Here is an 18,923-nt window from a genome sequence, read left to right as displayed (position 1 = left end):
CGGGATGACGTCGGCAACGACGGGGGGCACCGCACCAGTGCCCCCCGGCACGCATACGCGCAAGAGCGTGACAGGCACACGTAAGCTCGTCGCGGCCGGCTTTCTGCTGCCCGCGCTGGTGCTGCTGGGCGCGCTCGTGGTCTACCCCATCGGGTTCTCGGTCTACCGCTCCTTCTTCGACAAGTCCGGCGACAGCTTCGCCGGGCTCGACAACTACGTCGAGATCTTCAGCGACGACACCATCCTGACCGCCGTCCAGAACAACGCGATCTGGGTGGTGGCGGCGCCCACCGTCGCCACGGCGCTCGGTCTGATCTTCGCCGTGCTCACCGAACGGGTGCGCTGGGGCACGGCGTTCAAGCTGATCGTCTTCATGCCGATGGCGATCTCGATGCTGGCCGCGGGCATCATCTTCCGGCTGGTGTACGAGCAGGACCCGGACCGCGGGGTCGCCAACGCCGTCTGGGTGGGCGTGCACGACACGTTCAACGAGTCGGCGGGCTTCCCCAAGGCGCATCCCCTGCCGGTCCATCCGCTGAAGGCGGCGGGCGGCGGCGCGTTCCTCACCAAGGAGCCCGTGAGCGCCGGCAGCGCGGTCCAGCTCCCGCTGGTCGGCGTGGCTCCGGCGAAGATGCCCTCCGACGCACGGCCCGCGCGGGCCGCGACGGCGGAGGACGGCCGGGTGACCGGCACCGCCTGGCTGGACTTCACCCGGGGCGGCGGCGGCAAGCCCAATGTCATCGACACCCGCGAAGTCGGCCTCAAGGGCATCAAGGTGGAGGCCGTCAAGGACGGCAAGGTCGTGGCCTCGGCGACGGCCGGCGCCGACGGTACGTTCAGCCTGCCGGCGGCGGCCGACGGGGCCCATCTCAGACTCCCCGAGGCCAACTTCAGGGAGCCCTACAACGGCGTGGACTGGCTCGGCCCCTCCCTGGTCACCCCGGCCATCATCGGCAGCTATCTGTGGATGTGGGCCGGGTTCGCGATGGTGCTGATCGCGGCGGGACTGGCGAGCGTGCCGCGTGAACTCATGGAGGCCGCCCGGGTGGACGGCGCCAACGAGTGGCAGGTCTTCCGCCGGATCACCGTGCCGCTGCTGGCACCGGTCCTCGCGGTCGTCATGGTCACGCTGATGATCAATGTGCTGAAGATCTTCGACCTGGTCTTCATCATCGCGCCGGGCTCGTCCCAGGACGACGCGAACGTCCTGGCGCTCCAGCTCTACCGCTCGTCGTTCGGCACGGACGCGGATCTCGGCGTCGGCAGCGCCATCGCCGTACTGCTGCTCCTGCTGGTGATCCCGGTGATGCTCTTCAATGTGCGGCGGATGCGAAGGGAGACTCGCCGATGACCACGAACGATCAGACGGTCAAGGCGCGGCCGTCCCTCCCCGCCCGGATCGCCGCCCGCGCGGGCGGCGGTGTGATGCGGGTCTTCCTGATCCTCGTCGGCCTCTTCTGGCTGATGCCGACGATAGGACTGCTGCTCTCGTCGCTGCGCGACTCGTCGGACATCGCCGGGAGCGGCTGGTGGAAGGTCTTCACGGCCCCCGCCCAGCTCACCACCGACAACTACGCGCAGCTCCTCGACAACGACACCATCACCAACTCGCTGTTCTCCACGATCCTGATCACCGTCCCCTCGACGGTGCTGGTCGTGGTGATCGGCTCGCTGGCCGGATACGCCTTCGCCTGGATGGACTTCCCCGGCCGCGACTGGTGGTTCCTGCTGGTCGTGGGGCTGCTGGTGGTTCCGGTGCAGGTGGCGCTGGTGCCGGTCTCGAAGCTGTTCGGCGCCATCGGCATCTTCGAGACGACCTTCGGCGTGGTGCTCTTCCATGTCGCGTTCGGTCTGCCCTTCGCGATCTTCCTGCTGCGCAACTTCTTCGCGGAGATCCCGAAGGAGCTGCTGGAGGCGGCCCGGCTCGACGGGGCGGGCGAGATACGGCTGTTCACCCGGGTCGTGATGCCGCTCGGCGGTCCCGCGATCGCCTCGCTCGGCATCTTCCAGTTCCTCTGGGTCTGGAACGACATGCTGGTCGCGCTGATCTTCGCGGACTCGGACAGCCCGCCGATCACGGTCGCGCTCCAGCAGCAGGTACGTCAGTTCGGCAACAACATCGACGTCCTGGCGCCCGGCGCCTTCGTCTCGATGGTGATCCCGCTGGTCGTGTTCTTCGCGTTCCAGCGGCAGTTCGTTACGGGTGTGATGGCGGGAGCCGTCAAGTAGGTCCCGCCGCCCGCCGGGTCCGGCCGGTCAGGTCCCGTACGCCGGCCCCGGCCGCCGGGTCCTGGCCGCCGGGTCCTGGCCGCCGGTCCTGGTCGTCGGCCCTGGTCGTCGGCCCTGGTCGTCGGCCCTGGTCGTCGGCCCTGGCCGTCGCAGGGCGAGGCCGGGAGGCGGAAGCGGCGGCAACTCGGGGAGGGCCGGTCACGGGACGACCGGCCCTCCCCGACTTCCGTTACGGGGCACCGACTCGCGTGGCGGGGCAGCGCCACCCCGCGCGCGTAGGGCGCGGCGGGCAGGCGTCAGCCGTGGCAGGCGTCAGCCGTGGCGGACGGCCGCCACCGCGGAGCCCGCGAGATCGTCCAGATATCCCTGGGGCAGATCGCCGCGTACCACCACCAGCCGCCAGTAGAGCGGTCCGACGATCAGATCGAGAGCCCGGTCCGCGTCCGTCCCCTCGGGGAGTTCGCCCCGTTCGACGGCCTCGCGGACGATCACCGCGGCGATACCCCGCTGTCCGTCCAGCAGCGCCGCCTTGATCGCGTCGGCGATCTCGGGATGGCGGGCCGCTTCCACCAGCAGATCCGGGATGACCTGCGAGGCGACCGGATGGCGCAGGGCACGGGCGGCCACTTCCAGCAGGGCGCGCACATCGCCGTGGAGCGAACCGGTCGCGGGGGCGGGCAGCCCCTGCGCCGCGAAGGCGGAGACCAGATCGAGGACGAGGGCCAGCTTGGACTTCCACCGGCGGTAGACGGCCGTCTTGCCGACCCCGGCCCGGCGAGCGATGCCCTCGATGGACATCCGGGCGAAGCCGACCGCGGCCAGTTCGTCGAGGACGGCGGCGCGGATGGCGTCCGTCACGTCCTCCCGGAGCACGGCGGCTCCCGCGGGGACACGGCGTGAGGTGCGGGGATCCGTCGTCATGGACACGAGCATAACGTCACACCGGCGTGACGACGACACGGTTGCGTTCCGACGTACTCCGTCCTACCGTGAGCGTCACGACGATACGGAACCGTTCCGTCGTAGACCGTCCCGGACACCCTGACGTCCGGGCCGCCCCAGCCCCGCCCCACCGCGGCGCCAGCCCCCGCCGCCCGCCGAAAGCCGGTCTCCGTGAGCCAGCCGATCGCACCGACGACCCCGGTCCCGGCCGAAACCGATCTCGCCGCCCTCGCCCGCCGGCACGGGCTGACCGTGAGCGGCGCCCGGCCGGCACTGCCCGCGTATCTCCGCGACCTCTGGTCACGGCGCCACTTCATCGCCGCCTTCGCCACCGCCCGGCTGACCGCGCAGTACAGCCAGGCCAAGCTCGGCCAGGTCTGGCAGATCATGACCCCGCTGCTCAACGCGGCGGTCTACTATCTCGTCTTCGGCGTCCTGCTCCGCACCAGGGACGGGGTGCCGGACTTCGTCCCGTTCCTGGTCACGGGCGTCTTCATCTGGACCTTCACCTCCAGCTCGATCATGGCGGGCACCCGCGCGATCTCCGGGAACCTCGGTCTCGTGAGGGCCCTGCACTTCCCGCGCGCCGCCCTGCCGATCGGGCTCGCCCTCCAGCAGCTCCAGCAGTTGGTCTTCTCCCTGGGCGCACTGGTGGTGATCCTGCTCTGCTTCGGCCAGTACCCCCGGCCGAGCTGGCTGCTGGTGCTCCCCGCGCTGCTGCTCCAGTCGCTGTTCAACACCGGGGTCTCCCTGGCCGTGGCGCGGCTGGCGGCCAGGACCCCGGACCTCTCCCAGCTCATGCCGTTCGTCCTGCGCACCTGGATGTACGCGTCGGGCGTGATGTGGAGCGTCGACAAGGTGATCCGCGACCACCGGCTGCCCCACGCGGTCGTGCTGCTCCTGGAGTACAACCCGGCCGCCGTCCCCATCGATCTGACGCGGTACGCGCTCATCGACAGCTTCACCGCCGGCCGGCTGCCCCCGCACATCTGGGCCGTGGCCCTCGGCTGGGCACTGCTCGCCGGGGCCGGCGGATTCCTGTTCTTCTGGAAGGCCGAGGAGGAGTACGGACGTGGCTGAACGCATCCCCACCGTCGTCGCCGACGGGGTCCACATCAGCTATACGGTCCATGGCACCCGGGGCGGCCGGGGCAGTGCCCCCTCCGCCCTGAGCCGGATCGTCTCGCGGCGCGCCGCCCCCGGGGCACGCCAGGTGCACGCCGTACGGGGGGTCAGCTTCGCGGCGTACAAGGGCGAGACGATCGGACTGATCGGCTCCAACGGCTCGGGCAAGTCGACGCTGCTCAAGGCGGTCGCGGGACTGCTCCCGCCGACGCGGGGCAGGATCTTCACCAGGGGCCGGCCCTCGCTGCTCGGGGTCGACGCGGCGCTGATCAGCGATCTGACGGGCGAGCGCAATGTCGTCCTCGGCGGGCTGGCGACGGGCATGTCGCGCGAACAGGTCCGGGAACGGTACGACGGCATCGTGGAGTTCTCCGGGATCAACGACAAGGGGGACTTCATCTCGCTGCCGATGCGGACGTACTCCTCCGGCATGGGCGCCCGGCTGCGCTTCTCGATCGCCGCCGCCAGGAGCCATGAGGTCCTGCTGATCGACGAGGCGCTCTCGACCGGTGACGCCACGTTCCAGCGGCGCAGCCGGGAACGCATCGCCGAACTGCGCGCGGAGGCCGGCACGGTCTTCCTCGTCAGCCACAGCGACAGGACCATCACCGAGACCTGCGACCGGGCGCTCTGGCTGGAGTCGGGCACGCTGCGGATGGACGGTCCGGCGGCGGAGGTCGTCGCGGCGTACGAGGCGTTCACGGGCAGGAAGGAATAAGGCCGAAACGGGCTAATGTGCCGGTCGATGACAAACCGTCCGACCGGCCCGGCCGGCACCCCCGAGCCCTCGTCCGCCCGTACGCCCGGCCCTCCCTCCACGGACGAAGCCGTCCGTGGTCCTGCCCGTGGTCCCGTCCGGGGTTCTGTTCGCGCTTCGGTCCTGAAAGCCGTCCGCGTCTCCGTGCGCGCCTCGGTCTCGGTCCGGAAAGCCGTCCGCGCCTCCGTCCGTGTCCCACGGACCGTCCGTCCCGGCCGCCGCGCTCTCCTCACCTGTGCCCTCTGGAGCGTCTGGGCCCTGACACGGCCGGCGATGCTCTGGCTGATCCTCCATGACACGCTCGGCGTGGGCGCGGTCGGCCGTGAGGTGTACGGCGTCTACCGGCACTGGTACGAGCAGCTCAGGCTGGGCTCGTACCCGCTCGACGATGTGACCTGGCAGTACCCGCCGGGCGCCGGGGCGGTCCTGCTCGCCCCCGCGCTGCTGCCGTGGCTGACGTACTTCCAGGCGTTCGTCGCCCTGGCCCTGCTCTCCGACGCGGTCGTCACCCTCGCGCTGACGCGGGCCGGACGCGGCGCCGGATCCTCGCGCGCCGGGGGGTGGCTGTGGGTGTGCGGGCTGCCGCTGCTGCTGCACACCCCGCTCGTGCGGTACGACGTCCAGGCCACCGCCCTCGCCGTACTGGCCCTGCTCGCCGTAGGCCGTCGTCCACGCACCGGCGGGGCGCTCGCCGGGCTCGGTGCCATGGTGAAGGTCTGGCCGGCGCTGACGCTGCTGGGCACCCCCCGTGGCCGTACCACCCGGGCCGCCTGGATCTCCGCCGTGGTCAGCGCCCTCGCGCTGCTGGGATTCCTCGCCCTCCATCTCGCCCGCCCGCTGGACTTTCTGCACCAGCAGGGCGGCAGGGGCATCCAGATCGAGTCGCTCGGCGGGACCGCGCTCTCCCTGGCCCGGCTGGCGGGCTGGTCCGGCCGGGTCGAATACCGTTACGGCGCCTTCGAGTTCACCGGCCCCCATGTGGCACAGGTGTCCCTCGCCGCGCTGCTGCTGACCGCGTCGGCCTTCTGCTGGCTGATCCTGTGGCGGGTACGCGCCGCGCGCTGGACGGCGGCCACCCCCTTCGACGCGGCGCTGACGGCCGTGCTCCTCTTCACCGTCACCAGCCGGGTGATCAGCCCGCAGTACCTGATCTGGCTGCTCGGTCTGGCCGCCGTCTGCCTCACCTCGCGCGTGACCACCCAGCGTCCGGTCGCGCTGCTGCTGCTCCCCGCGACGGCGCTCACCGCCCTCGGCTATCCGGTGCTGTATCTGGACGTCATGGCGGTCACGCCGCTGGGCTGTCTGGTGCCGGCGCTCAGAAACGGACTGCTGCTGGCGGCGGCGCTGCTGGCCTGCCGACGGCTGTGGGCCGGAACACGGAGGGAGGTGCCCGGCCCACCGTGAGCCGGGCACCTCCCGTATGCCGCCGTCCGGGGCGGAGATTCACCCGTACGGGCCACCCCCGAACCGGCCCCCGGCCAAAATATTCACCCGAACGGGATGTCCCCCACACGAGTGCACCGCCGGACGGGTCACCCGTTCGGGTTCGTTCCGCCCGTCAGCGATGCGTACGCAGCAGCGTGCGCATGGTCCGCATCGCGACCGACAGATTCGCCAGATCGAACGCGTCCGAGCTCTGGATCTCCTCCAGCGTCGCCCGCGCACGGGAGAGGATCGCCGCGTTCTTCTCCTCCCACGCGGTGAACCGCTCCTCGGGCGTCGAGTTCCCGTTGCCCACCGTCAGGACGTCCGCGGTCAGCGCGGCATGCGCCGCGTACAGGTCCTCACGGATGGCGGCACGCGCCATGGACTGCCAGCGGTCGGCGCGCGGCAGCTCCACGATCCGGTCCATGAGCTGGGTGATCCGCAGCCGGTCACCGAGGTCGTAGTACACCTCGGCGACGGAGAGCGGGTCCTGTCCCGTACGGTCCGCGATCGCGACGATGTCGAGCGTCGGGAAGGCGGACGAGAACCCGGCCACCCGTACGGCGAGTTCCTCCGGCACCCCCGCGTTGGTCAGCTCCGCCAGAATCCGCTGGTACCACTCCATCTCCGCGCCCCGCAGCATCGTGGGCAGCTGCGCCCAGACCCGCTCGACACCCGCCGCGAAGAAGTCGATGGTGCCGGTGATCTCCAGCGGCTGCGGCCGGTTGCCGAGCAGCCAGCGCGTACCGCGCTCGACCAGCCGGCGTGAGTGCAGCCTGATCCGGGTCTGGACGGCGGCCGGGACCTGGTTGTCCAGATCCTCCACGGCGTCCCAGACCGCGCTGAGACCGAAGATCTCCCGTGCCGCGGCCTGCGCCCGGACGATCTCCTCCAACGATGCCCCGGTCTCCTCGCGCAGCCGGTGCAGGAAGGTCGAACCACCGCTGTTGACGGTGTCGTTGACCAGGACCGTCGTCACGATCTCGCGGCGCAGGGCATGCGTGTCGATCTGCTCGGGGAACCGCTCGCGCAGCGCCGCCGGGAAGTACGCGTGCAGCAGCTTGCGCAGATACGGGTCGTCCGGCAGACCGGTGTGGATCAGCTCGTCCGCCACCGTGATCTTGGTGTACGCGAGCAGCACCGCCAGCTCCGGCTGGGACAGCCCCCTGCCCGCGCCGAGCAGTTCGCGGATCTGCCGGTCGCTCGGCAGGAACTCCAGCGCCCGGTCGAGATGTCCGTCCCGCTCCAGTCTGCGGATGAACCGCTGGTGCGCGTGGAGGAGGGACGGCGACTGGGCGCAGGCGTTGGCGAGGGCCGTGTTCTGCGCGTAGTTGTTGCGCAGCACCAGCGCGCCGACCTCGTCGGTCATCTCGGCGAGCAGCTTGTTGCGCTGCTTGACGGTCATGTCGCCGTCCGCCACCAGGCCGTTGAGCAGGATCTTGATGTTCACCTCGTGGTCGGAGGTGTCCACACCCGCGCTGTTGTCGATCGCGTCGGTGTTGGCCTTGCCGCCCTCGCCGGCCGTACCGCGCCGCGCGAACTCGATCCGGCCGAGCTGGGTCAGCCCCAGATTGCCGCCCTCGCCGACGACCTTGACCCGCAGGTCCTCGCCGTTGACCCGGATCGCGTCATTGGCCTTGTCACCGACATCGGCGTTCGACTCGGTGGAGGCCTTGACGTACGTACCGATTCCGCCGTTCCACAGCAGGTCCACCGGGGCCTGGAGGATCGCCTTCATCAGCTCGGCGGGCGTCAGTTTGGTGACACCGGGCGCGATCCCCAGGGCCTCGCGCACATGCGCGTTGACCGGGATCGACTTGGCGGTACGGGGGTGGATGCCGCCGCCCTGCGACAGCAGCCGCTTGTCGTAGTCGGCCCATGAGGAGCGCGGCAGCTCGAACAGCCTGCGCCGCTCGGCGTACGAGGTGGCGGCGTCCGGGTGCGGATCGATGAAGATGTGCCGGTGGTCGAAGGCCGCGACCAGCCGGATGTGCTCGGAGAGCAGCATGCCGTTGCCGAACACGTCACCGGACATGTCACCGACCCCGACGACCGTGAAGTCCTCGGACTGCGTGTCATGGCCCAGCTCGCGGAACTGCCGCTTCACGGACTCCCAGGCGCCGCGGGCCGTGATGCCCATGCCCTTGTGGTCGTAGCCCGCGCTGCCGCCGGAGGCGAAGGCGTCCCCGAGCCAGAAGTCATAGGCGACCGCGACCTCGTTGGCGATGTCGGAGAAGCTCGCGGTGCCCTTGTCGGCGGCGACGACCAGATAGGTGTCGTCCTCGTCGTGGCGGACCACATCGGCCGGCGGCACGACCTCGCCCGCGACCATGTTGTCCGTGATGTCGAGCAGGGCCGAGATGAAGATCTTGTACGAGGCGATCCCCTCGGCCAGCCAGGCGTCCCGGTCCACGGCCGGGTCGGGGAGCTGCTTGGCGACGAAGCCGCCCTTGGCGCCGACCGGCACGATCACGGTGTTCTTGACCATCTGCGCCTTGACCAGGCCGAGGACCTCCGTACGGAAGTCCTCACGCCGGTCGGACCAGCGCAGACCACCGCGGGCGACCTTGCCGAAGCGCAGATGGACGCCCTCGACCCGGGGTGAGTACACCCAGATCTCGAACGCCGGGCGCGGCGCGGGCAGATCGGGGATCGCCTGCGGGTCGAACTTCATCGACACATAGCTGTGGTGCCCGTCGTCCCCGGTCCCGCGTCCCTTCCGGTCGCCCGCCTCGCTCACCTTCTGGAAGAAGTTGGTGCGCAGGGTGGCCTTGACGAGGGTCAGGAAGGACCGGAGGATCCGGTCCTCGTCCAGGCTCGCGACCTGGTCGAGGGCTCCGTCCAGCTCCTCCAGCATCGCTTCCGTCAGCTCCGTGCCGGCGCGCTGGCGCCCCGGCGACATCCGGGCCTCGAAGAGGGAGACCAGCAGCCGGGTGGTGTGGACATTGCTGCGGAGGGTGTCCTCCATGTAGTCCTGGCTGAAGGTGGAGCCCGACTGGCGCAGATACTTGGCGTAGGCGCGCAGCACCATCGCCTGCCGCCAGTCCAGACCGGCGCTCAGGACGAGGGAGTTGAAGCCGTCGTTCTCCGCCGCGCCGGTCCAGACCGCGGCGAAGGCGTCCTGGAAGCGCTCCCGGGCGTCATCGGCGAGATAGTCGCCGTCCGGGCCGCCCAGCGGCATCCGCAGCCCGAAGTCGTAGATCCACGCCGTGGAACGGTCCGCGCAGCGCAGCTCGTACGGCCGCTCGTCGACGACCTCGACACCGAGCCGCTGGAGCACGGGAAGGACCGCGGAGAGGGAGACCTGCTCGCCGGAGCGGTAGATCTTGAAGCGGCGCTCGCCCGGTCCCGCGCCCACCGGCTCGTACAGGGAGAGCGAGAAGTCCGACTCCGCCTTGTCGAGGGCCTCCAGATGGACCAGGTCGGCGACGGCGGCGCGCGGTGAGTGGTCGGCCTTGTACCCCTCGGGGAAGGCATTGCCGTAGTGACGCAGCAGCCCGGCCGCGCGCTCCTCGCCGCACTCGGCGTTCAGCGCCTCGCCGAAGGCGTCGGACCAGGAGCGGGCGGCCTCGACGAGCCGGGCCTCGATCCGCTCGGTGTCGGCGTCGGTGAGCTTGACCAGCTCGGTGCCCCGGGGGACCCGGACCACGAAGTGGAGCCTGGAGAGGATCGATTCTGTGTTCCAGGCGGTGAAGTCGACGCTGGAGCCGCCCAGCTCCTCCTTGAGGATGTCGACCAGCCGCAGCCGGACACCCGTGGTGTAGCGGTCACGCGGCAGGTAGACGAGGGCCGAGTAGTACCGCCCGTACTCGTCCTGGCGCAGATAGAGCCGCAGCCGCCTGCGCTCCTGGAGGTAGAGCACGCTGGTGACGATCGAGCGGAGCTGGTCGACGGGCGTCTGGAACAGCTCGTCGCGCGGATAGGTCTCCAGGATCTGGAGCAGGTCGCGGCCGTCGTGGCTGTCGGGCGAGAAGCCCGCGCCCTCCAGCACCTCGGCGACCTTGCGCCGGATCACCGGGACCCGCCGTACGGACTCGGTGTACGCGGCCGAGGAGAAGAGCCCGAGGAAACGCCGCTCGCCGACGACATTGCCCTTGTCGTCGAACTTCTTCACCCCGACGTAGTCGAGATAGCCCGACCGGTGCACGGTGGCGCGGCTGTTGGCCTTGGTGAGGACGAGCAGCCGGTGCTCGCGGGCCTTGGCACGGGCGTCGGCGGGCAGCCTGCTGAAGGAGGGGCTGACCGGGTGGTCGTCGTCCTCGCTGTGCTGGGGGTCGGAGCGCAGGACGCCGAGCCCGGTGCCCGCCACGGCGGACAGGGCGTCGGAGTCCGTGAGCTGGTACTCCCGGTACCCCAGGAAGGTGAAGTGGTCGGCGGCGAGCCAGCGCAGCAGCTCACGGGCCTCCTCCACCTCCTGCTCCCGCAGATCGTCGGCGGTCGGCTCCTCGACCAGTTCATCGGCGATGCGCAGCGCGGCGTCGCGCATCTTCTCCCAGTCCTCGACGGTCTCCCGGACGTCGGACAGGACCCGCAGGAGATCGGAGGTCATCTGCTGGAGATCGGCCCGGTCGGTCTCACGGTCGATCTCGACATGGATCCAGGACTCGATGAGCACGTCGTGCGGGCGGTCCGCCCCGGTGCCGCTCCCCTCGGGAAGCACCTCGATCAGCCTGCCGGTGACATCACGGCGTACGACGACCTGCGGGTGGATCACCGCGTGGATGCCCCGGCCCTGCCGGGACAGCTCGTTGGTGACGGAGTCGACCAGGAACGGCATGTCGTCGGTGACGACCTCGACCACGGAGTGGCTGCACGTCCAGCCGTTCTCCTCGACCGTCGGGGTGTGCACCCGTACGCTCGCCGTCCCCTGGGGACGGTGCGCCGCCAGACGGTAGTGGGACAGCGCCGCCCCCAGAACATCGACCGGGTCACGGTCGGCGAGGTCCTCGGGCGCGGTGTGCAGGTAGTAACGCTGGAGATAGGCGCGCAGAGCCCCCCGGGCGCCGAGGCCGACGGCAGGGTCGGCGGCGCCGTCGCCGCCGTCGCCGCCCGGACCGCTCTCGTGGCCCTCGCCGTGAGGCCCGGCCGCCGCCTCGTTCTTCCAGGGGCCGCCCCCCCACCCCCCGGTCCCCCCCGCCGGGCTGTTCTCAGCGGCCTGTGCCGCCTGTTCCAGCAGCTCAGCCTTGGCTTCGTCCAGCTTGGTGTGCATGTCCTCTGGCTCCTGTCGCGCGCCGTTGCGTGACGTAGGTGAAGGAAGCGACGCAACGCCACGACGCGGGGTTTCCGGTCGAGGTCGACGTTATGCCGCGATGAGAGATGTCCGGGGCGTTATCGGCCAATTGTGGCGGCCGGCCCGGACCGAAGTGATCAGCGATCACCCGGGCGCTGTGGCGCTCCGGGCACGGGCGGGGGGCTTCGCTGCCCCCACGGCTTATCGCGCTGATCACCGCCCAAGGCTATCGCTCCTCACCGGGGGCCCGTCATGGGCTGCATGTGTACAAAAGAAGGCCGACAAGTTTGACACTCTGGACAGCGACACGGACCGCCCGGACAGCGGCACGGACCGCGCCGACCGGGACGGGAGACGGCCTGCGGGACGACACTGGTCGACAGATGGACAGATCGACCCACCCTTCCGGGAGCAGTCATGGCAGCCAAGGTTCTGATCGTCACCGGCGACGCCGCCGAGTCCCTCGAAGTCCTCTATCCGTACCAGCGCCTGCGCGAGGAGGGGTATGAGGTCCATATCGCGGCGCCCTCCCGCAAGAAGCTCCGGTTCGTGGTTCATGACGTCGAGCCGGGCTTCGACACCTACACCGAGAAGCCCGGCTACACCTGGCCCGCCGATCTCGCGTTCTCCGAGGTCGATTCCACGCAGTACGCCGCCGTCGTCATCCCCGGGGGCCGCGCTCCCGAGTACCTCAGGGGCGATCCCGAGCTGCGCAAGATCCTCAAGTCCTTCTTCGACGCCGACAAGCCGGTCGCCCAGATCTGTCACGGCCCGCTTCTGACCGCCGCCCTGGGCGAGCTGGCCGGGCGCCGGGTGACCGCCTACCCGGCCCTGGAACTGGATATGCAGGCGGCCGGCGCCACCTTCCAGGACTCCGAGGCGGTCGTGGACGGCAATCTCGTCTCCGCCCGCGCCTGGCCGGACCACTCCGCCTGGATGCGCGCATTCCTCACGATCCTGCGGGCGAAGGCCCCGGTGACGTGATCTGACCGAAGGACCTGGTGACCGGCCGCCGACCAGGAGGGCGGGCCGGGGTCGTCGGATGTACGGGACGGCGGCGCACCGGCCGCGACCCCGTCCTCCGGCCCCGGCCGCCGCTCCGTATCCCCGGCATCCCCGGCACTCCCGGCGCCGCTTCAGCGCGTCACCGGCGCACCGGCGTCAGAGGCTCTGCGCCGTCGCGACCGCCTCCGCCAGCGTGTCCACCACCGGGACGCCCATCGTCTCCAGGCTGGCCCTGCTGTTCGTACCACCGGTGTAGAGCACGGCGCGGGCGCCCACATGCGCCGCTGCCACCGCGTCGTCGACCGCGTCGCCGATCACCACCGTGTGCGCGGGGGATATCGCGCCCACGGAGGCCAGTGCGGTCAGATGGCGCTCCATGTGGAGCGCCTTGCTGCCCCCGGACGGCCCCGTGCGTCCGTCGACCCGGAGGAAGTGGCTCTCGATCCCGTACCCCCGTACGGTCGGCACCAGCTCCTCGTGCCCGTACATGCTCAGCAGCGACTGGCTGCGGCCGGCCCGCCGCCACTGCGCCAGCAGCTCCTCGACGCCCGCCGTCAGCACACAGGCCGCGCGCAGCTCCGTGTAGTACCGGTGGAAGGCCGCGTCCATGACGGCCCACTCGGCGTCGCTCGGCAGTCGGCCCATCAGCCGCTCGTAGAAACGCGGGATCGGCACGCAGTACAGCTCGCGGTAGCGGTCCAGCGTGATGGCTTCCAGACCGATGTCCGCGAAGGCGGCGTTGGTCGCCCCGATGACCGCGTCGATGTCGTCGAGAATCGTGCCGTTCCAGTCCCAGACCAGATGCGTGTTCTGCTTCCCCATGGCAGAAACCGTACCGGCCGGGTCTGACAGCGGCCCTGGCCGAGGCCCCCTCGGGCGGTCAGCCGATGAGGTTCGGGATCTCCTGGACCCCGTACCAGAGCAGTTCGTGGTCCTCCGCGCCGTCCACCGTGAACTGGGCGTCGTCGTCACCGTGGTCCGCCGCCCCCAGCGCCGCCGCGGCGGCCGACACGTCCTCGTCCGCCTCGTCGGAGTCGACGTGCACCGCCGCCGCCTTCGTCAGCGCGATCGCCGAGGCGATACGCACCTCGCCCACCGCCCCGGCGTCCAGTCCGCGGTCGGGGTCGGAGACGGCTTCCCGGTCGGGCACGTCGGCCGCGAGAACCACCCGGCGCCGTCCCACCCCGGGATCGGCGGCGAGCAGCCGCAGGGAGGCCGCCGCGGCCCGGTTCAGGGCCGCGTACTCCAGTTCCTCGATGTCGTCGGAGACGTACCACTCCCGCAGTCCCGGGGTCACGGCGTACGCGATCAGCGGCCCCGGCCCGACTTCGCCCGTCTTGTGCGCCTCTGCGAGACCGGACAGGGTCAGGGGGACATAGACGCGCATGAGGTGGCCGCTTTCATCGTCGGGAGAGCACACAGGATACGTCCGGGAGTCCCTCTTCGGGGTGATGCTCACGGGCTCCCGGGCGTCCACCGAGGACCGCGCACCGCCCGGCCCTCTGGTCCGGCACCGCCCATCGGTCACACGGATAGGTGATTCCACGGTCCCGTGCCCCGACGGCGTACCCGCCTTGCGGGCGTCACCCCACGCCCCGTAAAAGATCCCCCAACAGAAGTTACCGACCGGTATCGGACCGGACGGGCAGAACGGGGGCGATCTGCGTGAAGACGACCGGCACCACCAGGAACACCGACACCACCAGGCGCACAGGCGCGGCCAGGCTCGCAGGCCCCACCGCGCGCACGGACACCGCCGGGCGCACGGACATCACCTCCCGCGTGGCGGACATCACCCCTCGCGTGGCGGGCACCGCTCCCACCGGCGCCGGGGCGGACCGCGCGGCGGCCAGGACCGTCGCCGGAGCGCGGCCCCCCGGACGGCGTGACCAGCGCAGGCCCGGCACCGTCCGTCCACGGCGCAGCAGCCGGCGCATGACCCCGCACGAACTCTTCGCGGAGCGCCTCCTCGCCGTCCTCAGCGGCCGCCGCCCGGTGCACTGGATGCTCGGCCAGACCGTGGGAGAGGCGTACGAGCAGCTCGTCCGGCTCGCTCCCGGCACTCCGCTCCGGGCACGGGGCGTGCTCCCCGTCATCCGTACCTGCCACGGCTTCCAGCCACGGCCGGGCGTGGTCGAGGCCTGCGCCAGCATCGCCGCCGGTGAGCAGGTCCGCGCCATGGCGTTCCGGCTGGAGCGGAGCGCCGATCTGCGCTGGCGCTGCGCCGCCGTGGAACTCGGCGGTGAACGCACCGACGGCCGGCCGGGCGCGTGAGGCGGGGAACAGGAAGGCGGGGGAATCGTGAGGCAGGGAAACCCCGAGGCGGGGAACAGGAAGGCATGGATACGGCATGGGAACGGGCCGGGGCGCACAGCGAGTGCGTGCCCCGGCCCGTTCCCGGCGATCCGGCTGCTGGGCCCTACTTCTTGCGACGACGGCCGCCGTTGCCGCCCTTCTGCGCCTTGCGGCGCTCGGCACGCGTCAGCCCGTCCGTCGTGGACCGGGTCGGTCCGTCCGCGTTCTGGAAGTCGCCCTCGACGATGCCGCCCTCCCCGTCCACCGTGGGAGCGGAGAAGTGCAGCCGGTCCGGCCGCTGCGGCGCGTCGAGCCCCTTCGCGCGGATCTCCGGCCGCGCCGTGCCCGCGGCCACCGTGTCCTGCTTGGACAGCGAAGGACGCTCGGCCGCGTCCTGCACCGGGACCTCCTCGACCTGCTGCTCGACCTGGACCTCCAGATTGAACAGATAGCCGACGGACTCCTCCTTGATGCCCTCCATCATGGCGTTGAACATGTCGAAGCCCTCACGCTGGTACTCGACCAGCGGGTCCTTCTGCGCCATCGCCCGGAGGCCGATGCCCTCCTGGAGGTAGTCCATCTCGTAGAGGTGCTCGCGCCACTTGCGGTCCAGGACGGAGAGCACCACGCGCCGCTCCAGCTCACGCATGATGTCCGAGCCGAGCTGGTTCTCCCGCTCCTCGTACTGCTGGTGGATGTCGTCCTTGATGGACTCCGCGATGAACTCGGCGGTGATCCCGGCACGGTCGCCGGCCGCCTCCTCCAGTTCGTCGATGGTGGCCTTCACCGGGTAGAGCTGCTTGAACGCGCCCCACAGCCGGTCCAGGTCCCACTCCTCGGCGAAGCCCTCGACGGTCTCCGCCTGGATGTAGGCGTCGATCGTGTCGTCCATGAAGTGGCGCACCTGCTCGTGCAGGTCCTCGCCCTCCAGAACACGGCGGCGCTCGCCGTAGATGACCTCACGCTGGCGGTTGAGGACCTCGTCGTACTTCAGGACGTTCTTACGCGTCTCGAAGTTCTGCTGCTCGACCTGCGACTGGGCGGAGGCGATGGCGCGCGTCACCATCTTGTTCTCGATGGGGACGTCGTCCGGCACATTGGCCATGGCCATGACGCGCTCGACCATCTGCGCCTTGAACAGCCGCATCAGGTCGTCGCCGAGCGACAGATAGAACCGGGACTCGCCCGGGTCGCCCTGACGGCCGGACCGGCCGCGGAGCTGGTTGTCGATACGGCGTGACTCGTGCCGCTCGGTCCCGAGGACATAGAGCCCGCCGAGGTCCTTGACCTCCTCGAACTCCGCCTTGACGGCCTGCTCGGCCTTCTCCAGCGCGGCGGGCAGGGCGGCCGCCCACTCCTCGACGTGCTCGACGGGGTCCAGCCCGCGCTGGCGCAGCTCCGCCTCGGCCAGGTCGTCGGGGTTGCCGCCGAGCTTGATGTCCGTGCCACGGCCGGCCATGTTCGTGGCGACGGTGACGGCGCCCTTGCGGCCGGCCTGGGCGACGATCGTCGCCTCCCGGTCGTGCTGCTTGGCGTTGAGCACCTCGTGCTGGACGCCACGCTTGTTGAGCTGCTGCGAGAGGTACTCGGACTTCTCGACCGAGGTGGTGCCGACCAGGATCGGCTGCCCCTTCTCGTGCTTCTCCACGATGTCGTCGACGACCGCGGCGAACTTGGCGACCTCGGTGCGGTAGATCAGGTCGGACTGGTCCATACGGACCATCGGCCGGTTCGTCGGGATCGGCACGACGCCCAGCTTGTAGATCTGGTGGAACTCGGCGGCCTCGGTCATGGCCGTACCGGTCATGCCGGAGAGCTTGCCGTAGAGGCGGAAGAAGTTCTGGAGGGTGATCGTGGCGAGGGTCTGGTTCTCGTCCTTGATGTCCACCCCTTCCTTCGCCTCGATCGCCTGGTGCATGCCCTCGTTGTAGCGGCGGCCGGCGAGGATACGGCCGGTGTGCTCGTCCACGATCATGACTTCGCCGTCGATGACGACGTAGTCCTTGTCGTTCTTGAAGAGTTCCTTCGCCTTGATGGCGTTGTTCAGATAACCCACCAGCGGGGTGTTCACCGACTCGTACAGATTGTCGATGCCCAGCCAGTCCTCGACCTTCGCGACACCCGGCTCATGGATGGCGACGGTGCGCTTCTTCTCGTCGACCTCGTAGTCGCCGGTCTCCTCGATGCCCTTGAGCGGGTTGCCGGCCTCGCCCCTGGTCAGCCGGGTCACGAGCTTGGCGAAGTCGCCGTACCACTTGGTGGCCTGGTCGGCGGGGCCGGAGATGATCAGCGGTGTACGGGCCTCGTCGACCAGGATCGAGTCGACCTCGTCGACGATCGCGTAGTTGTGGCCGCGCTGGACCAGTTCCTCCTGCGACCACGCCATGTTGTCGCGGAGGTAGTCGAAGCCGAACTCGTTGTTGGTGCCGTAGGTGATGTCGCAGGCGTACTGCTCGCGGCGCTGCGCGGGCGTCATGTTCGCCAGGATGCAGCCGACGTCGAGGCCCAGGAACTTGTGGACGCGGCCCATCATCTCGGAGTCACGCTCGGCCAGGTAGTCGTTCACCGTGATCAGATGGACGCCCTTGCCGGACAGCGCGTTCAGATAGGCGGGCAGCGTGCCGACGAGGGTCTTGCCCTCACCGGTCTTCATCTCGGCGACGAAGCCGAGATGCAGCGCCGCGCCGCCCATGAGCTGGACGTCGTAGTGGCGCTGGCCGAGGACGCGCTTCGCCGCCTCGCGGACGGTGGCGAAGGCCTCGGGGAGCAGGTCGTCCAGGCTCTCGCCGTCGGCGTACCGCTCTTTGTACTCGGCGGTGAGCGCCCTCAACTCGGCGTCGGAGAGGTTCACGAAGTCCTCTTCGATGGAGTTGACCTGGTCCGCGATGCGGTGCAGTTTGCGCAGGATCTTGCCTTCGCCTGCACGCATGAGCTTGTTGAAGACGGACACTGAGGTTGGTCTCCTTGCCGGTCGGGCCGGGCACGTGGGTCGGATACGGACACGGGCGCGGGCACGGCAGGCGGGCCCCACCGCAACGGCCATCGTAAGCGAGGACCCGCCTGTGCCGGGAGGGCCGACGTCACGCGGGCCTGCTGTCACCCGCAAGAAGAACGCGCGGACCCCGCCGAAGGTGCCGGTGCGATCCGAAAAGTAGTCGTGACAAGGGGAACGCCCCGGCAGAATCCGGGCATGGAACCCCTCGTTCTCACCACCCGGCGGCTGCGGCTGCGGCCGCCGACACCCGCCGACACCGACGACATTCTCGCGGCCTGCCAGGATCCGGAGATCCAGCGCTGGATACCGGTGCCCTCGCCGTACGAACGGCGGCACGCGGAGGACTTCACCGGGCGGACGGTCCCGGAGGGCTGGCTCCACGACACGGAGTACACCTTCGCCGCGGAGCCGCGCGGCGGCGGTCCGGTGATCGCCGCGCTCAGCCTGCACCACCCCCGCCCCGGCACCTGGGAGGTCGGCTTCTGGACGGCCAGGGAGCACCGGGGCCGCGGCTATGTCACGGAGGCCGTGACCGCGCTGGCCCGCTGGGCCTTCACGACGCTGGCCGCGGAGCGGCTGGAGTGGCGTGCGGAGGTCGGCAACGCCGCCTCGCGGGCCGTCGCGGAGAAGGCCGGCTTCAGGGTGGAGGGCGTCCTGCGCGCGGGGCTGCTCAACAAGGAGACCCTGCGTGACTGCTGGATAGGCGCGCTGCTCCCGTCCGATCTGGGGCTGCCGAGCGTCCACCCGTATCTGCCGGCGCCCGCGGCGGCGGCCCGGACCGGGGGCCTGCCCGCCCCGGCCCCGGACGTACCCGCCCAGACCTGAGCACCGGACCCGGCCGCCGGCCCTCAGTACGGGACGCGGCCGCCGGGCCCGGGGCCGGACAGCACCCGGCCGCCGGATCCGGGTGTCAGTGGCGC

13 protein-coding genes are annotated in these 18,923 nt (G+C 70.5%); 8 read left to right on the top strand and 5 right to left on the bottom strand.

Features of this window, described 5'->3' with window-relative positions:
- The first annotated feature begins 4 nt into the window (after positions 1-4).
- Complete coding sequence (locus ACFYYH_RS05805; protein ID WP_388546437.1) at positions 5-1,351, top strand: carbohydrate ABC transporter permease; 1,347 nt, start codon at positions 5-7, stop codon at positions 1,349-1,351.
- On the top strand, positions 1,348-2,229 hold the full coding sequence (locus ACFYYH_RS05800) for a carbohydrate ABC transporter permease (RefSeq protein WP_388546435.1): 882 nt from the start codon (positions 1,348-1,350) through the stop codon (positions 2,227-2,229). The genes ACFYYH_RS05805 and ACFYYH_RS05800 overlap by 4 nt, the downstream gene beginning before the upstream one ends.
- A gap of 312 nt (positions 2,230-2,541) precedes the next feature.
- Here ACFYYH_RS05800 and ACFYYH_RS05795 read toward each other — a convergent pair whose 3' ends face one another.
- Positions 2,542-3,150 (bottom strand): TetR/AcrR family transcriptional regulator, encoded by a 609-nt coding sequence (locus ACFYYH_RS05795; RefSeq protein WP_388546433.1) that lies wholly within the window; start codon positions 3,148-3,150, stop codon positions 2,542-2,544.
- 192 nt (positions 3,151-3,342) lie between these two features.
- Between ACFYYH_RS05795 and ACFYYH_RS05790 the strand changes: the two genes are divergently transcribed.
- From ACFYYH_RS05790 to ACFYYH_RS05780, 3 genes are all read left to right on the top strand, one after another.
- Positions 3,343-4,251 carry an ABC transporter permease gene (locus ACFYYH_RS05790; RefSeq protein ID WP_388546430.1) on the top strand — a complete coding sequence of 303 codons (909 nt, stop codon included), beginning with the start codon at positions 3,343-3,345 and terminating at the stop codon, positions 4,249-4,251.
- The gene (locus ACFYYH_RS05785; protein WP_388546427.1) at positions 4,244-5,014 is read left to right on the top strand and encodes an ABC transporter ATP-binding protein; all 771 of its coding nucleotides are present in this window, start codon (positions 4,244-4,246) and stop codon (positions 5,012-5,014) included. Before ACFYYH_RS05790 ends, ACFYYH_RS05785 begins: the two co-directional genes overlap by 8 nt.
- 312 nt (positions 5,015-5,326) lie before the next feature.
- Positions 5,327-6,457: a glycosyltransferase 87 family protein gene (locus ACFYYH_RS05780; protein WP_388546424.1), complete on the top strand. Its 1,131-nt coding sequence runs from the start codon at positions 5,327-5,329 to the stop codon at positions 6,455-6,457.
- A gap of 154 nt (positions 6,458-6,611) precedes the next feature.
- Here the strand turns inward: ACFYYH_RS05780 and ACFYYH_RS05775 are convergent, their stop codons facing one another.
- On the bottom strand, positions 6,612-11,687 hold the full coding sequence (locus ACFYYH_RS05775; protein WP_388546421.1) for an NAD-glutamate dehydrogenase: 5,076 nt from the start codon (positions 11,685-11,687) through the stop codon (positions 6,612-6,614).
- A 438-nt stretch (positions 11,688-12,125) separates the two neighbouring features.
- Here ACFYYH_RS05775 and ACFYYH_RS05770 point away from each other — a divergent pair, with 438 nt between their 5' ends.
- Positions 12,126-12,692: a DJ-1/PfpI family protein gene (locus ACFYYH_RS05770; RefSeq protein WP_388546418.1), complete on the top strand. Its 567-nt coding sequence runs from the start codon at positions 12,126-12,128 to the stop codon at positions 12,690-12,692.
- A 177-nt stretch (positions 12,693-12,869) separates the two neighbouring features.
- Here the strand turns inward: ACFYYH_RS05770 and ACFYYH_RS05765 are convergent, their stop codons facing one another.
- Positions 12,870-13,535: an HAD family hydrolase gene (locus ACFYYH_RS05765; RefSeq protein ID WP_388546416.1), complete on the bottom strand. Its 666-nt coding sequence runs from the start codon at positions 13,533-13,535 to the stop codon at positions 12,870-12,872.
- 58 nt (positions 13,536-13,593) lie between these two features.
- Positions 13,594-14,100: a DUF6912 family protein gene (locus ACFYYH_RS05760; RefSeq protein WP_388546413.1), complete on the bottom strand. Its 507-nt coding sequence runs from the start codon at positions 14,098-14,100 to the stop codon at positions 13,594-13,596.
- Between the two features lie 416 nt (positions 14,101-14,516).
- Between ACFYYH_RS05760 and ACFYYH_RS05755 the strand changes: the two genes are divergently transcribed.
- On the top strand, positions 14,517-14,987 hold the full coding sequence (locus ACFYYH_RS05755; protein WP_388547228.1) for an Rv3235 family protein: 471 nt from the start codon (positions 14,517-14,519) through the stop codon (positions 14,985-14,987).
- Positions 14,988-15,132: 145 nt separating this feature from the next.
- Here the strand turns inward: ACFYYH_RS05755 and secA are convergent, their stop codons facing one another.
- Complete coding sequence (gene secA, locus ACFYYH_RS05750) at positions 15,133-17,958, bottom strand: preprotein translocase subunit SecA (protein ID WP_388546410.1); 2,826 nt, start codon at positions 17,956-17,958, stop codon at positions 15,133-15,135.
- A gap of 240 nt (positions 17,959-18,198) precedes the next feature.
- On the opposite strand from secA, the gene ACFYYH_RS05745 reads away from it, so the two are divergent.
- Positions 18,199-18,828 carry a GNAT family N-acetyltransferase gene (locus tag ACFYYH_RS05745; RefSeq protein ID WP_388546407.1) on the top strand — a complete coding sequence of 210 codons (630 nt, stop codon included), beginning with the start codon at positions 18,199-18,201 and terminating at the stop codon, positions 18,826-18,828.
- The last annotated feature ends 95 nt before the right edge of the window (positions 18,829-18,923 follow it).

This window comes from Streptomyces sp. NPDC002018 (assembly GCF_042890865.1).
GTDB lineage: Bacteria > Actinomycetota > Actinomycetes > Streptomycetales > Streptomycetaceae > Streptomyces.
This window is presented reverse-complemented; position numbering and strand designations above follow the sequence as displayed.

Coding starts and splice junctions, on each gene's coding strand:
- ACFYYH_RS05800 (WP_388546435.1), top strand. CDS start 1,348: ATGACCACGAACGATCAGACGGTCAAGGCGCGGCCGTCCCTCCCCGCC.
- ACFYYH_RS05760 (WP_388546413.1), bottom strand. CDS start 14,100: ATGCGCGTCTATGTCCCCCTGACCCTGTCCGGTCTCGCAGAGGCGCAC.
- ACFYYH_RS05770 (WP_388546418.1), top strand. CDS start 12,126: ATGGCAGCCAAGGTTCTGATCGTCACCGGCGACGCCGCCGAGTCCCTC.
- ACFYYH_RS05745 (WP_388546407.1), top strand. CDS start 18,199: ATGGAACCCCTCGTTCTCACCACCCGGCGGCTGCGGCTGCGGCCGCCG.
- ACFYYH_RS05775 (WP_388546421.1), bottom strand. CDS start 11,687: ATGCACACCAAGCTGGACGAAGCCAAGGCTGAGCTGCTGGAACAGGCG.
- ACFYYH_RS05805 (WP_388546437.1), top strand. CDS start 5: ATGACGTCGGCAACGACGGGGGGCACCGCACCAGTGCCCCCCGGCACG.
- ACFYYH_RS05780 (WP_388546424.1), top strand. CDS start 5,327: ATGCTCTGGCTGATCCTCCATGACACGCTCGGCGTGGGCGCGGTCGGC.
- ACFYYH_RS05795 (WP_388546433.1), bottom strand. CDS start 3,150: ATGACGACGGATCCCCGCACCTCACGCCGTGTCCCCGCGGGAGCCGCC.
- ACFYYH_RS05765 (WP_388546416.1), bottom strand. CDS start 13,535: ATGGGGAAGCAGAACACGCATCTGGTCTGGGACTGGAACGGCACGATT.